13 protein-coding genes and 2 tRNA genes are annotated in these 13,454 nt (G+C 60.0%); 6 read left to right on the forward strand and 9 right to left on the reverse strand.

What is annotated here, in order from left to right; translation table 11 throughout:
• Positions 1-494: 494 nt before the first annotated feature.
• The 6 genes from C5J24_RS16220 to C5J24_RS16245 all read right to left on the reverse strand — a co-directional run bounded on the left by C5J24_RS16220 (position 495) and on the right by C5J24_RS16245 (position 7,516).
• The gene (locus C5J24_RS16220; protein WP_105419290.1) at positions 495-1,739 is read right to left on the reverse strand and encodes an OmpP1/FadL family transporter; all 1,245 of its coding nucleotides are present in this window, start codon (positions 1,737-1,739) and stop codon (positions 495-497) included.
• 365 nt (positions 1,740-2,104) lie between these two features.
• Positions 2,105-4,936 (reverse strand): valine--tRNA ligase, encoded by a 2,832-nt coding sequence (locus C5J24_RS16225; RefSeq protein ID WP_105419292.1) that lies wholly within the window; start codon positions 4,934-4,936, stop codon positions 2,105-2,107.
• 141 nt (positions 4,937-5,077) lie between these two features.
• Entirely contained in the window at positions 5,078-5,995 is a 918-nt protein-coding gene (locus C5J24_RS16230) for a PopZ family protein (RefSeq protein ID WP_105419294.1), read from the reverse strand.
• 269 nt (positions 5,996-6,264) lie between these two features.
• Positions 6,265-6,918, reverse strand: a complete 654-nt coding sequence (locus C5J24_RS16235) for a protein-L-isoaspartate O-methyltransferase (RefSeq protein ID WP_205836950.1) — start codon at positions 6,916-6,918, stop codon at positions 6,265-6,267.
• A gap of 153 nt (positions 6,919-7,071) precedes the next feature.
• Positions 7,072-7,269 (reverse strand): hypothetical protein, encoded by a 198-nt coding sequence (locus C5J24_RS16240; RefSeq protein ID WP_105419298.1) that lies wholly within the window; start codon positions 7,267-7,269, stop codon positions 7,072-7,074.
• Between the two features lie 173 nt (positions 7,270-7,442).
• Positions 7,443-7,516: transfer RNA gene (locus C5J24_RS16245), tRNA-Cys, on the reverse strand.
• Between the two features lie 267 nt (positions 7,517-7,783).
• Between C5J24_RS16245 and C5J24_RS16250 the strand changes: the two genes are divergently transcribed.
• Positions 7,784-8,044, forward strand: coding sequence for a DUF982 domain-containing protein (locus C5J24_RS16250; RefSeq protein WP_172724013.1), 261 nt, complete (start codon positions 7,784-7,786; stop codon positions 8,042-8,044).
• 34 nt (positions 8,045-8,078) lie between these two features.
• On the opposite strand, the gene C5J24_RS16255 is transcribed toward C5J24_RS16250, so the two are convergent.
• Positions 8,079-8,363: a hypothetical protein gene (locus C5J24_RS16255; protein ID WP_052754103.1), complete on the reverse strand. Its 285-nt coding sequence runs from the start codon at positions 8,361-8,363 to the stop codon at positions 8,079-8,081.
• 412 nt (positions 8,364-8,775) lie between these two features.
• Here C5J24_RS16255 and C5J24_RS16260 point away from each other — a divergent pair, with 412 nt between their 5' ends.
• Positions 8,776-9,432, forward strand: a complete 657-nt coding sequence (locus C5J24_RS16260) for an exopolysaccharide biosynthesis protein (RefSeq protein ID WP_046636894.1) — start codon at positions 8,776-8,778, stop codon at positions 9,430-9,432.
• 10 nt (positions 9,433-9,442) lie between these two features.
• Here the strand turns inward: C5J24_RS16260 and C5J24_RS16265 are convergent, their stop codons facing one another.
• Complete coding sequence (locus C5J24_RS16265; RefSeq protein ID WP_245282820.1) at positions 9,443-9,697, reverse strand: hypothetical protein; 255 nt, start codon at positions 9,695-9,697, stop codon at positions 9,443-9,445.
• 192 nt (positions 9,698-9,889) lie between these two features.
• On the opposite strand from C5J24_RS16265, the gene C5J24_RS16270 reads away from it, so the two are divergent.
• The 4 genes from C5J24_RS16270 (at position 9,890) to C5J24_RS31940 (ending at position 12,001) form a co-directional block, all read left to right on the forward strand.
• Positions 9,890-9,964 (forward strand) — tRNA-Asn (locus C5J24_RS16270).
• Between the two features lie 194 nt (positions 9,965-10,158).
• Positions 10,159-11,307, forward strand: coding sequence for a hypothetical protein (locus tag C5J24_RS16275; RefSeq protein WP_172724014.1), 1,149 nt, complete (start codon positions 10,159-10,161; stop codon positions 11,305-11,307).
• A 281-nt stretch (positions 11,308-11,588) separates the two neighbouring features.
• The gene (locus tag C5J24_RS32380; protein WP_105401167.1) at positions 11,589-11,816 is read left to right on the forward strand and encodes a hypothetical protein; all 228 of its coding nucleotides are present in this window, start codon (positions 11,589-11,591) and stop codon (positions 11,814-11,816) included.
• Positions 11,813-12,001, forward strand: a complete 189-nt coding sequence (locus C5J24_RS31940) for a hypothetical protein (RefSeq protein WP_172724015.1) — start codon at positions 11,813-11,815, stop codon at positions 11,999-12,001. The genes C5J24_RS32380 and C5J24_RS31940 overlap by 4 nt, the downstream gene beginning before the upstream one ends.
• A gap of 349 nt (positions 12,002-12,350) precedes the next feature.
• Here C5J24_RS31940 and C5J24_RS16285 read toward each other — a convergent pair whose 3' ends face one another.
• Positions 12,351-13,454: an amidohydrolase family protein gene (locus tag C5J24_RS16285; RefSeq protein ID WP_105419306.1), complete on the reverse strand. Its 1,104-nt coding sequence runs from the start codon at positions 13,452-13,454 to the stop codon at positions 12,351-12,353.

The following is a 13,454-nucleotide window of genomic DNA, read 5'->3' on the forward strand; positions in this document are numbered from 1 at the left end:
CACACTTCGGCATGGTTCAGTTTCTTTCACTCCGCGCGCGGCGACCCGCCGCAGCCCGAGCATCACTCGCTGCCGGAACAAGATTTGTCCGGGAATATCCCGCGCCTGCTCCTCCCGAGAGACGAATGAAACTGTAGCCGCCGTTTTCGGCAAGACTAGGACCCATAACCGCAGCAATTGCGGCAGGACAGGACGGCATCAGAATCCGCCTGCCTGAGCGCAAAAAGCCCGGCTTTTCATAAAGAAACCCGCCCATGATACTCCATTTACGCGCCCCGCCCCCGCGTTCCGCGCCTGTTCTTCCTCTATCGCTGCTCCCCGTTTGTGGCGGGAAGTGGACAGAAACGCCCCTCTCAAGGCACCCGACAATAGTCTCGAAAAAGTGTTGCTAAATCGTCACAAGAGAAACGACGAGTCCGTTCCTCATCTGAATTAAATCTCGCCACAAAAAAGCCCGGTCGCAACCGGGCTTGAAGCTTCAATCAAGTGAAGTGTCAGAACTTGACCTTCAAAGACGTCGAGAGAGCAGCGACCAGATCGTCGCCAAACCGGTATGTTGCTTCGTCGCCGGCGGCAACGCCGTTGATGGTCACGGCGCCGGAGCTGCCGCTGGTCAGGATGCCGAGCACACCGGCCAAACGAAGCTCGACATTCTTGTTCGGCGAGTAGGCGACACCTGCGCCGACGGTCCAGGTATCCGTGAGGGTGCCAAAGCCCTGTGACGTCCCGCGATCCCAGGTGAGGCTGACTGCGCCGCTCCACTGTTCGTTGAACTTGTGGCCGACACCGCCGGTAACCGTCCAACCGTCCCGGTATCCGAGTTCAAGCGCGGTAACTTCCACGCCGCCGGCATTGTAGAACGGAATCCGCTGCAATACGCTCCAATTGGTCCATTTGACCGATCCGAACGCGAGCCAATCGGGAGCGATGCCAGACTGCAGTTTGAGCTCGATAGCCTCCGGCATAGCGGTTGAGCCTTCGACCGGAATGACTGTGCCGGCACCCGGGATGCCCGCGCCAAGGGCTGGCGAAAGCGCAGTCAGATCGACCTCGCCGGTGACATCCTTCAGCTTGACTTGGCTATAGTACATCAGGCTTGCGCGGAAAGCGTATTCCGGGATTTCATAGGCAAGCCCCGCACGCCAGCCCCAGCCGTCGCCTTCAAGATCGAGCCGTCCAACACCGGTTCCGGCCAGTGGCCCAAATACGGGAGTACCCGGAGCCAGCACCAGCCGCTCCTTGAAGCCGTCCATCTGGAGATAGTTTCCACCGGCGATGACGCGCAAGTCGCCCGGGCCGGCATCGAATTTGTAGGAGCAGGTCAGCGCGTAGTTGTCGCTGTTGATCTTTGTCTCGATGTTCTGGTTTGCCCCGGCCCAACCGGCGCCTGGGTTGGTATGAGCGCCATAGGGCTGCGAGTAGTCGGCCAAGCAGTCGAACCCCTCGAAGCCCGCCTTGGCACCGATACGCGGAGACCAGTAGTCCTCCGTCTCCTCCACGGAACTGGAATAACCCAGGGTGTTGAGCGCGCCATCCCCCGCGATTGTGTCCGTGACGTTCTTGAGTTTTCTCTGGGGCATCACGTAGGTAGCCGTGGATTCGATCGCGACCGAAGACGGATCAAAAAGCAGATCGATATTGTATCCGCCCCGCTCGATGCCACCCGCGAGCGCAGGCGACTGAAGGGTGCATCCAGCTACGAGAGCAAAGACGCCCCTTGAGATTAGTTTGCTTACCATAAATTCTCCCACTCCCTGGTAAGTGACCGAAATCACTCTAGATGGTTCGCTCCAATTGACAACTTTCGGCTGTCCGGCGCTTCGCGGCGCAAACGCTCTATAGATTTACGTAAGCAAACCAGGAACCGGGGCTTTGATGCCGATTTCGGCACAAAATTGCTCTCTCTCCCTTAATTGGATCGTTAAGATTAGAATTTTATTATTTTAAGCCGGCTATCTGTGTCAATGTGGCAACAATGCGGCTTTCTGCAAGTGAGCAGTTGCACACATGCGACCCAGGGCCAACAAACGGTTGCGAAACGGGAAATGCCGCGCTCGTTTCCGGCGCGGCACCCCTTATTTCCACCGATTCACGATGAAGACGGTCAGCCGGCTTCGCTGATGCGCAGAAGAGCAGTCTTCAGGTTCGCCATCTGAACTTCCAGTTCGGCAAAACGTTCGCGCTCGGCAGCAACCACTTCGGGATCGGCATTGGCGACGAACTTCTCGTTGGCCAGCTTCTTGCCGATGCGGTCCATCTCGGCCTCGGTCTTGCCGACTGCCTTCTCGATGCGCGCCTTTTCGGCCACGAGGTCGATCAGGTTGCCGAGCGGCAGGCAGGCCGTCGCCTCGCCGACGACGATCTGGGCGGAACCCTTCGGCGCTGCCTCGGCAAGCTCGATGGTTTCCACGCGTGCAAGGCGGCGGACGGCCGCCTCGTGACGGCGCAGACGCGCCTGGGTCAGTTCGTTGGCGCCGACGACGATCAGCGGCGCAACGGCCGATGGCGGCACGTTCATCTCCGCGCGGGCAGAGCGCAGACCGGTGACGAGGTCGACCAGCCAGTTGATCTCTTCCGCAGCTGCCTGATCGGCGAATTCCGGCGCCGGCCAATCGGCGTGGCAAAGCAGGCCGTCGCGCGTTTCGGTGTGGGCCCAGAGCTCTTCCGTCATGAACGGCATGAACGGATGCAGGAGCTTGTAGGTCTCTTCCAGCACGTAGGCCGCACAGGCCTGGGCCTCCGCCTTGGCACCCTCGTCCTCGCTTGCGAAGATCGGCTTCAGGAGTTCCAGATACCAGTCGCAGACCTGGTTCCAGACGAAACGGTAGAGCGAACCCGCCGCCTCGTTGAACCGCTGGGTTTCGATGGCCTCCGTGACGTCGCGGATGGTTTCGGAAAGTTCCGTCAATATCCAGCGGTTGACGGTCAGCGCCGTTGCCTCCGGCAGGAAGGCCGGATCGCGCTTGACGCCGTTCATCTCGGCAAAGCGGGTGGCATTCCAGAGCTTGGTGCCGAAATTGCGGTAACCGGCGATGCGGGCCGGATCGAGCTTCACGTCACGCCCCTGCGCCGCCATGATCGCCAGCGTGAAGCGCAAGGCGTCGGCGCCGTATTCGTCGATCAGGTCGAGCGGATCGATGACGTTGCCCTTCGACTTCGACATCTTCTGACCGTTCTTGTCGCGAACGAGCGCGTGAATATAGATCGTATGGAAGGGTTCGACCGGATTGCCGTCCTCGTCCTTCATGAAATGCAGGCCCATCTGCATCATGCGGACCACCCAGAAGGGAATGATATCGAACCCGGTGACGAGAACGTTCGTCGGGTAGTACCGCTTGAGTTCCGGTGTTTGTTCCGGCCATCCGAGCGTCGAGAAAGGCCACAGTGCGGAAGAGAACCAGGTATCGAGCACGTCCTCGTCGCGGGTCAGGATCTCGCCCGGCTTGAAGTTCTCCAGCAGGTCCTCGACGAGGGCTTTCATCGGCCCTTCGTGCGACAGGTAATGCTGAATTGCCGCCTGCAGCGCCTCCTCCTCAGTCTTTTCGACGAAGACCTGGCCATCCGGGCCGTACCAGGCGGGGATCTGGTGTCCCCACCAGAGCTGACGGGAAATGCACCAGGGCTGGATGTTGTCCATCCACTGGAAATAGGTATTTTCCCAGTTCTTCGGAACAAACTTCGTACGGCCTTCGCGAACAGAAGCGATCGCCGGCTGGGCAAGCGTCTTGTTGTCCACCCACCATTGTTCGGTCAGGCGCGGCTCGATCGGCACGCCGCCACGGTCGCCATGCGGCACCATGTGCTTGTGCGGCTCGATCTTGTCGAGCAGCCCGGCTTCCTCGAATATTTCGACGATGATCTTGCGGGCCGTGAACCGATCCTGGCCTTCCAATCGATCCCAGGCACCATGCAAGGCCGCTGGATTGTCCAGGCCTTCCAGAAAATCCTCGTTGTCCTTGATGGTGACGGTACCGTCGATATCGAGAACATTGATCCGGCGCAGCCCTGCCCGCTTGCCGACCTCGAAGTCGTTGAAGTCGTGGGCCGGTGTGATCTTGACCGCACCGCTACCGGCCGCCGGATCGGCGTAATCGTCCGCGACGATCGGGATCCTGCGGCCGACGATCGGCAGGATGACATGTTTGCCGACGATCGACCTGTAGCGTTCGTCATCCGGATTGACCGCAATGCCGGTATCGCCGAGCATGGTTTCGGGACGCGTCGTCGCGACGACGATATAGTCGCGCGTCTCGAATTCGGTCGCGTTGCCGTCCTCGTCGAAGGCGACCGGATACTGATAGGTGACGCCGTTTTCGAGCGGATAACGAAGGTGCCACAGATTGCCTTTGACCTCGATCTGCTCGACTTCCATGTCGGAGATCGCGGTCAGCAGCTTCGGGTCCCAGTTGACGAGGCGCTTGTCCTTGTAGATCAGGCCCTGCTTGTAGAGCGTGACGAAGACTTCCAGGACCGCGGCCGACAGGCCCTCGTCCATGGTGAAACGTTCGCGCGACCAGTCACAGGAAGCACCGAGACGCTTGAGCTGGTTGAAGATCAGCCCGCCCGATTCTTCCTTCCACTCCCAGATCTTGTCGACGAAGGCCTCGCGGCCCATTTCGCGGCGTCCCGGAAGCTGGCGCTCCATCAACTGGCGCTCGACGACCATCTGAGTGGCGATGCCCGCATGGTCCATGCCCGGCTGCCACAGCACGTCCTTGCCGCGCATCCGCTCGAAGCGGATCATGATGTCCTGCAGCGTGTTGTTGAGCGCGTGGCCCATATGCAGCGAACCGGTCACGTTCGGCGGCGGGATCACGATCGTGAAGGTTTCCGCGCCCGGCTTGGCGTTGACGCCGGCGCGGAAAGCGTCGGCCTCGTCCCAGGCCTTGGCGATCCTCGGTTCTACTTCTGCGGAATCATAGGTCTTTTCGAGCATTTCCTGACCCGTTTTTGTTCTTTGAGAGCTATCGGGGTGTAAATAGGATGGGGTGTTCCAAGTCAATAAAAAAGCCGCCCCGTCACCGGAGCGGCCGTATCGATCAGCCTTGCGGGCGGATGGGCCAGGCCAACCGCTGGCTCAGCGGCGCGTGCCGCGGGACACGCGTTCGATTTCCTCGCGCACCAGGCGCTCGACCAGCGTCGGCAGGTTGTCGTCCAGCCATTCCTGTAGCATCGGGCGCAGCATGTCGCCGGCCATGTCCTCGAGCGAGCGGCGTTCCATGCCGTTGAACACAGAGGCGAGTTCGCTGAAGGATTTTGCGACCTGAGCGCCGGCTTCGGCGGACAGAAGGTTCGCGGTCTCCTCGATCTTCGCCGGCAGGCTGCGCGGCGCGGGTTCTGCGACGAGTTTCGGTTCTGTTTTCGGCTCGATTCTCGGTTCGGGCCGCACCGGTGCTTCGGCCCTGTGCGGAGCCGACAGCGGCGGGTCGAAGACCGGCATCATGACACGCTGGACCGGCTCCGGCTGCGGCGCCACCGGCTGAGAAACCGGAGCTGCCTGCGTGACGGGGGCGGACTGGGTGGCCGGTTCGCGGAATTCGGGCATGCGCGGCATCGGGCGAAGCTGAGCCGGCTCCTCCTGGCGTGCCGCCGATGCGAGCGAGGATGGCGTTTGCGCGGAAGAGGCACTCGCCGACGGGACCGGCGCAGTCGAAAGGCGCACGCTGCCGGTCTCCTGCTGGCGGGTCGAAGCGGCCCGGACCCTTGCGGCGACATCTGCGAGCGACAGGGTACGATCCTGCTGTGCCGCCTGGCCCGACGATCCCGACGGGTAGTTCATCGGCTCGCTGCGCGACGGCGCGCCGCGATCATTGGCAGCCATGTCGGGAACAAAGCTCGTCTCTTCGCCGTCTTCGATCTCATCGTCGCCATAGACCGGGGGAAGCTGGCCGCTGAGCGCGTTCTCGGCATTCGGTTCATTGCTTTCAATGATCCGGCGAATGGACGCCAAGATTTCTTCCATGGAGGGTTCACGCGCTACATTTGGCTGAGCCATTTTCATCCCCGCTGTTACCGGCACTCGAGTCGGCCCCGTGGAGGGTGAACCGAATCGACGTTACTCTAAGGTGTTGGGGGGGCTGGAAACAATGACAAGTGCCCCAGGCCTCCTACCGATACACAGTTTTGTTGGGGTTGTGAATCCCGTAAGTCACAGTTGCAGGAAACAAGTGACACTGGCGTGAAACAGACAGATGGCACCGCCGGAAACGACAAAGGGGCCGCAAGGCCCCTTCCCGTCCATGGCGCTCCAACCGCGCCGATCGATCAGAACACGAATTCCTTGGCCTTTCGGAAGCCCGGCAGGGGCTTCACCGAAGCGTTGAAATAGGCGCTTTCGGAGATGGAGCCCTGCTCCTTCACCAGCACCTTCGCCTGGGCGGCATTGCCATAACCGACGACGGCGACCAGCCGTCCGCCATCGCGCAGCTGTTCCAGAAGCGCGGCAGGCACTTCCTCGACGGCACCGTTGACGAAGATGAGGTCATAGGGCGCCTCGGCGGCATAACCATTCTCGAGCTCGCCGGTAACGACCGCGACATTGTCGTAGCCGAGCGAGGAGAGCGTCGCGGTTGCCTGCGAGGCCAGCGTCTCATCCGCCTCCAGCGAGACGACGGAGCCGGCGATCAGCGACAGGACGGCGGTCGCATAACCGCTGCCGGTGCCGATTTCCAGCACGACGTCGTCCTTGGTGATTGCGGCAAGCTGCAGAAGCTTGGCAAGCGGCGAAGCCTCCATCAGATACCGACCGGGGGCAACCTCGATGTCCGCATCGATATAGGCGAGCGATTTTGCCTTGGCCGGCACGAAGGCTTCGCGCGGAACATTGTAGAAGGCCCGCAGAACCGAATGCGACGTGACATCGGTGGTGCGGATCTGATTTTCGACCATCTTCGTCCGTGCTGCTTCGAAATCCATCATCTCAGTCGTCCCAAATCACCCGGCGACGCGCCGGTCTACGCATGACCGTCTTACTGACGGCGGGACATGCTTTCAAGACACTGGCCGCTTTCGAAGCAAAAAAGCGGAGGAGAGCGCCTCGCTCTTTTCAGGCTCAACCGTGGGGGCCGAGGCTCAAGCGTAGGCCGGCGGCGCTTCTTCGAGCTTGCGGATGGTCACATAGTCCCGGCCATAGGAAGAGCGCAGGCTATGGTCCTTGTCGAAGGCAGACTGCTCGGCGGAGGTCAGCGGGAATATGCCGTCGGCGAATGTGCCGGTGCCTTCGACCTCGTTGGCTGCCTGACGGTGTACGTTGATTATCCTGGTGATCATGGCGCCTTCCCTCCGTTCCACCCCATAAATGCTGAGCGGGCCTTTCCGTTCCGAGCCTAGGAGGAGAAGGTTAAAAAATTAACCATGTTGCAGCGCACACCAATATGCGTGGTAAATGCTTGGTATCAAAGCATGTTTGGATTTGAGGAACAGATCCGGAAAGAAGGGGAAATTGGAGGCCTCGCCGAGAATCGAACTCGGGTGCAAGGATTTGCAGTCCTCTGCGTCACCACTCCGCCACGAGGCCGTCCGAACGCATAAAGAGCGAGTGGTGTCGGGCGTTTAGAACGAATCGAATAACGGCGCAAGCGGGTTTGGCTCGTTTGTCATTTTTTTCCTGCATGAGACCACAGCCGGTAGGTCGATAGCTGCATTCCCGCCTCAAGCCTGCGTTCGCGGTGCCTCGGGATGAGCGCCGGAATGGCATCCAGGCTGGTTTCATAAAAAATTCACCAAACCCAGGGAACCAAATCCTCTCGGATGAGTTTTCTACGCCGCAATGCAAGGTGTAGACATGACGAGTAACGTAACTGAAGCAGATGATGCCCTGTGGAGTTCCCCGGTCAAAGTACGCGTTGGATACGGTTTTCCAGAAACGATCCACGGGCCGAAAGAAGCCCTGGAATACCTCAACTGGCGCTGGCCGGTTCGCGAAGGTACCTACTACCTCAAGGCCCTGAAGGAATGCGCCGCCTGCCTGCAGCGCAAGCTCCCCCTGGAAAAGGTGCGGGAAACCTTCATTCTTGCGAGTATCGAAGCGAAGATGCTGAACTGACCTCGATCTAACCCTGCCGATTACACCGCGGCGCTTACGCTGGCCAGTAGAAGTCGGAACGATAGTCAGCCGGAATGTCGGCCAATCTGGCGATGGCTTCGGCCACGAATCCGATCTGCATGGCCAGATAACGGATTTCGCGCGGCACCGGTATGCCGGTCATTGTTTCGCGATTGCGCCAGGTCTCGTACCCGGTCGACCTGATCCTCCGTTCGGCCTCGCGAAGCACGTCGTCGCGGCTCGGCATCTCGCCCTCGGCCAGATCGGCAGGCTTCGCCACGCAGGCCGCAAGCCCGCCCTCGATCACTCTCAGACCCATGTTCATCCTCGTCTTCAATCCCGACAGCAATCCTAGTGATTCGGGGAGAGATGCGCCAGAGTCTCTGCGGCAACACTAAAGTAGCGACGGCCCGGCGACTGTGCTAAAATGAGGTCGTTGCCGGGTGGGGGAGCACCGGGCGGCGAAGATGCGGTAGGAGGAGACCGTAATGCAGTATCTGGAATTCATCACCACGCTCAATCCGGTGGTCCTGGCAATCCTCGCGGTCGTGCTGGCCTGCGGGGCGTACGATTATTGGGCGCAGTCTCGATAACGGCCCGATAGCGCCTGCCGGAGTGCGCAGCCTTTGATTTTCCATGAGACGCCGGGCGTTCACGTTTCCGGCAGGTTGTAGCTCGCGCCTTTGCGAGGACACGGTTTGTTGATATCCATGCCGCTCAATTGAAGCGGAATGGAGAAACGAAGAGTGAGCGCAAGCATCGAGTTCGACGATACTTCAACCTCGCTGAGCGGCACGCTGCGGCAGCTTATCGACGGCATCACGGGTCAGTCGGTGACGTTGCGCCAGTTGATGGACGCGGTCGGCGAACAGGGCCTGCTGCTCATCTGCGCCGTCGCCTCCCTGCCCTTCCTCCTCCCCGTATCGATCCCCGGCGTCAGCACCGTGTTCGGCGCCGCGATCATCCTGATCAGCCTGGCGATCACCGCCAACCGGCTGCCGTGGCTGCCGAAGAAAATCCTCGACCGCGAGCTCGATACGAAAAAACTGCTGCCGGCGCTGGAAAAAGGTGTCAGCATCGTCTCGCGCCTGGACCGGTTCCTGAAGCCGCGCATCTCCGGTTTGACCACCGGGCGGCTCGTCAACCGAGTGAACGGCCTGGCGATCGCGGCCGGCGGCGTGCTCCTGATGTTTCCGCTGGGTCTGGTGCCATTCTCCAATACGCTGCCGGCGATCGCAATCCTGCTTCTGTCGACCGGCATGATCCAGCGCGACGGGCTGATCGTGCTCGGCGGTTACCTCTTCAACGTCGTGACGGTGATCTATTTCGCCGTGCTTGCTTACCTGGCGTTCAGCGCCGGCCAGGGTATCGCGTCAATGTTCGCCTGATCGGGCAGCCTTATCGCTGCTCGGCCTTGCGGCCTCGCCGCCTTGCCCACCAGAGCGCGATACGGCGGCGCTGGCGCCGCACGAAGGGCAGATCGTGCGAAAGCACCAGGAAACCCAGCGGCAGCATCCAGAAGCCAAGGATCGGCAGGAAGCCGAGCATGCCGCAGAAAATCAGGACGAGACCGACGATGACCCGGCCGATCCGCGAGCGCGGCATGGGAATCTGTACGCTTCCGAGCGCCAGCTTGCCGCTTTGCGGGTCCATTCCAAATCGCGTCGGCTTCCGTTCGCCTGCCACTCTCGATTATCCTCACCGGTTAGAGGCCTAACTTTGCCCGGGAAATGGGGCTTTACCGGGGATAAAACAACCAAGTTCGTTTTTTTTGCAAAAACCGCTTGGCAAAACGACAAAGCATTTGTATTACCCGCCGCACACGCCGCGACCCTTCGCGGATGATCCCTGGTAGCTCAGCGGTAGAGCATTCGACTGTTAATCGACAGGTCGCCGGTTCGAATCCGGCCCGGGGAGCCATTTTCAGAATTAAGTGCCTGTTATCGTTATATTTCTCGATAATGGGCACTTTCTTCCCCACTCCCCTCCCCATTTTTGAAGTCCGCAAACCCGGTTCGACTCCTGTGGATAAGTCTGCCAGATCAAGCCCTGCTGGAATTTCGTGCGCCTCACCGATATGATTCCCTGGCGGACCTATGATTGCGGGGAGCAAAATGAAGGCGACGAAACTCTTCAACCTGCTCACCGAGATTGATAGAAGGCTCAATCGACTCGAGAAGAGCGCACTCTCCTACCGAGAGCCACTAGTTCGCACCAACATCAAAGCCCAGCCATTCTTCGCCCTGCGGGATGAGGTTCGAAGACAACTCGCGAAGGTCGATGCACTTCGCGAGGCAGACGTGGCTGGTCTTGAACGGCTTATCCGAGATCTCCAAGACTTCACAATCGCAAGTCCACCTTTGAGCATGTCTCCTCAGCGATTCGATGTGAGTGGCTTCTCTAACCTCGTGAATGGGCTGAGAATTGGGTTGAGCCAACTTTCCCCTGTTGAGATGCTCGAGGCTATTCCGGGGCAAAAAACGGCGTCATTCGCATTCGGCTTCAGAAATGACATGCTGACCGTAATAGACCAGCCGCTGCTTCTACATCCCGGGGAGGAGGATTTAGCGCGTGCCGCCCTAGAGAATGCTATTGAACAAGGCGCCTACCTCAACGAAGATGTTGGCAACTCAAATGCATCGCCACGGCTCAAGGATGGCTTTATCCGACTTCAGTCAGCCTTAGAGTCACGCGCGAACATTGTCCAGATCGGCTCTCGCGCCCAGATTTGTAATAGGCTGGTCAACGCAGAGTTAGACGAACTCTCCGGCGGTCAAGCAGGCCTAATGCTCGGCCATATCGAGACCGTTTTCCGGGCACTGGCGCAGTTTCCACAGTGGCGGTCCTTTTGTGAGAATGCGCTGTCCGTAGATCTCGATTTTCCTTCGGTGGCCACTGTCGCTGAGAGCGCTAAGGCTCTCGCGAGAGAGGTGGCGAAATCCGGGGCTGTTGATCCTTCCGTCGCGGATGCCCTCGAAACCGTGAGCCAATGGGCAACCGATAAGCCAAATCCAGACAAACGGGATGTGCTTTCACTTGTCCGCACTCTTGAAAACGTTTGGTCGGCGATCTCAAAACCACTCCTATCCCTCGGGAAGGAGATGGTATCACAAGCTCGAAAAACGGTCGCCGTCGCCGTCCTTGGCGCATTGATCTACACCGCTAGTCAGGCGATACCGATTATGGGAAAGGTGCCGGGCGCGGAGTGGGTTCAAACGGCCTACAGCTATTTCAAGAATATGCTGCCACCAGCAAATCCTTAGCCCCAGATGAGGCGCCTCCCCGCGATCGAACGGTTTACCGGTCGCCGCGCTACCGCAGGCGCTAGGCCGGATCACGCAGCCTTTCGCCAGGACCATTGCCGTTCGAAATCGATGAAGATAATTCCGGCAGCCTCTAGGGCGGACCGGCGCGACGCCCTCTCCCTTGTCCGGGAGAGGGCTTTTTAATGAGATAGGCGAACCGGCCCGAAGTGAGTTTTGACAAAGAGGAACGATCAAGTTTGGTTCTGGTTTAATCCACATTGACGCTAGCGGAGATTACCATGTGGGCAATCCTGATCGGTGCCGCCCTAATAATCGGCGGACTTCTTCTTCTCTTTTCGTCTGCACTTGGTCGAAGACCGAGTGATCCGCATCGAATGCCGCAAGGCGGCGGCACGCTTGAGCCACGGCGCCAGGGCCTCAGGTACCTGGGAATATCGAAAAACTGGCCAGGCCTAGCCATAATCGCGGCAGGCGCACTTCTGTTGGCTCTGGGTGGTTATTCGTGACGCTCGACACGCTTGGCCGCGCCAAAACGCTGAATAGCTTTCTAATAACGCCTCACCAGCGCCACCACCACAGAGGAGACATCGGCAACGTTGTCGGCAACCTTGCCGACGGCATATCTGTGTTTTCGTTGGAAAAAGGTGTTGCATGGCAGAAGACCAAACTCCCGGCCTACTCGACGGGCTGATGTCGCCCCAGCAGATTTCCGAACGTATCAAGGCATCGGCCGGCGTCACGCTTGCCCCGCGTACAATATGGAGAAGGCTCGCCGCATAGGCGTTGCGAAGAAGATCGGCAGATCCATGCTGATCCATGTCAACGATATCCCGAAGCTGCTGGAGCCGGAGACCAAGCCCGATTAGTGGCCGCGGCCCGGGGAGGCCATTTTCAACAAAAGCGCGCTTTTTGGCGCGCTTTTGTCGTTTCAGGCGCCATTGAACCAGACTTTCGCCCTGTTGACGCCGCGAGCCTTGTTGACCCCACGCACGACGCGGCAAGTTGCCGGGCGCTGTTCGGAATCGGGTTCTCTGCCGAGCTTATTTCAGGCCGAACAATCCCACCGCGTTGTCGCGGAAGATCGCGGAGCGCTCGGCAGGCGTCAGCGGCACCTTGAAGGCAAAACGCGGATCGTCGAAATCCCAGTGCGGATAGTCGGTCGAGAACATCAGCCGGTCGGTGCCGATCCAGCGCAGGATATCGAGGAGATGCCGGTTGTTCTCCGGCTCCTCGATCGGCTGGGTGGTGTACCAGAAATTCTCGCGCACATATTCGGACGGCTTGCGCTTCACATGCGGAACCTCGTCGCGCATGCGCTTCCATTCCCGGTCGAGCCGCCAGACGAGTGACGGCAGCCACGAGAACCCGCCTTCGACGAGCACGATCTTCAGCTTCGGGAATTGTTCGAACACGCCTTCGAGGATCATGCTGGAGAGCACGGTCTGGAGGCTGTTGGAGGCTGCGTAGTGCTCCTCCAGATAAAACGAGCTCCAGCCGGACGGCGTATTCGGGCGGTAGCCGAAGGCGCTGGTGTGCAGCCCGATCGGCAGGCCGTAATGCTCGGCCGCCTCATAGATCGGCCAATAGCGGCGGCGGCCACAGGGCTCCAGCGTGCGCGGCGGCATGGCGATCTGCACGAAGCGGCGGTCGGTGACCCGCCGGTCGATCTCGGCAACCGATTCTCTGGCGTCTTCCTGGGGCAGGCAGATGGAAGCCTTCAGGCGCGGTTCCGGGCCGGCGAACTTGTCGATCTGCCAGTCGTTGAGGGCAGCGCAAAGCGCGGCGCCAAGCTCCTGGTTGAAGGCGACGCTGCCGGCTGCGAGCGGCTGCAGGATGCCGTAGTCGATGTTGCACTCTTCGAGCAGCTGTTGCCGCAGGAATGCCAGATCGGAGGCTGGCGGGCCGCCGTTCGGAGGCCAGGAATCGCGGCGCATGCCGTTGCCCGGCGTCATGCGCGGATAGGGCAGCGTGCCGAGCAAGGGGTTTGCCGTGCGCACCGCGAAATCCCGCACATGCGTTTTCCAGCGTTCGGGCAGGTAGTCGAGCAACTGGTCCGGCCGGGAGAAAGCCGGATGCACGTCGCAATCCACCACGCCCTGCATCTGGGATTTTTCGGAGCTACGTTCGAGTACCGGGGTTTCCAT

It is taken from the genome of Neorhizobium sp. T25_27, assembly GCF_002968565.1.
Lineage (GTDB): Bacteria > Pseudomonadota > Alphaproteobacteria > Rhizobiales > Rhizobiaceae > Neorhizobium > Neorhizobium tomejilense.

What these genes read in the sequence shown, in the direction of transcription:
- C5J24_RS16265 (WP_245282820.1), bottom strand. Translation starts at nt 9,697, where the DNA reads ATGGACCCGCAAAGCGGCAAGCTGGCGCTCGGAAGCGTACAGATTCCC.
- C5J24_RS16225 (WP_105419292.1), bottom strand. Translation starts at nt 4,936, where the DNA reads ATGCTCGAAAAGACCTATGATTCCGCAGAAGTAGAACCGAGGATCGCC.
- C5J24_RS16250 (WP_172724013.1), top strand. Translation starts at nt 7,784, where the DNA reads ATGACGAGTAACGTAACTGAAGCAGATGATGCCCTGTGGAGTTCCCCG.
- C5J24_RS16275 (WP_172724014.1), top strand. Translation starts at nt 10,159, where the DNA reads ATGAAGGCGACGAAACTCTTCAACCTGCTCACCGAGATTGATAGAAGG.
- C5J24_RS16230 (WP_105419294.1), bottom strand. Translation starts at nt 5,995, where the DNA reads ATGGCTCAGCCAAATGTAGCGCGTGAACCCTCCATGGAAGAAATCTTG.
- C5J24_RS16285 (WP_105419306.1), bottom strand. Translation starts at nt 13,454, where the DNA reads ATGGAAACCCCGGTACTCGAACGTAGCTCCGAAAAATCCCAGATGCAG.
- C5J24_RS16240 (WP_105419298.1), bottom strand. Translation starts at nt 7,269, where the DNA reads ATGATCACCAGGATAATCAACGTACACCGTCAGGCAGCCAACGAGGTC.
- C5J24_RS16220 (WP_105419290.1), bottom strand. Translation starts at nt 1,739, where the DNA reads ATGGTAAGCAAACTAATCTCAAGGGGCGTCTTTGCTCTCGTAGCTGGA.
- C5J24_RS16255 (WP_052754103.1), bottom strand. Translation starts at nt 8,363, where the DNA reads ATGGGTCTGAGAGTGATCGAGGGCGGGCTTGCGGCCTGCGTGGCGAAG.
- C5J24_RS32380 (WP_105401167.1), top strand. Translation starts at nt 11,589, where the DNA reads ATGTGGGCAATCCTGATCGGTGCCGCCCTAATAATCGGCGGACTTCTT.
- C5J24_RS16235 (WP_205836950.1), bottom strand. Translation starts at nt 6,918, where the DNA reads ATGATGGATTTCGAAGCAGCACGGACGAAGATGGTCGAAAATCAGATC.
- C5J24_RS16260 (WP_046636894.1), top strand. Translation starts at nt 8,776, where the DNA reads ATGGAGAAACGAAGAGTGAGCGCAAGCATCGAGTTCGACGATACTTCA.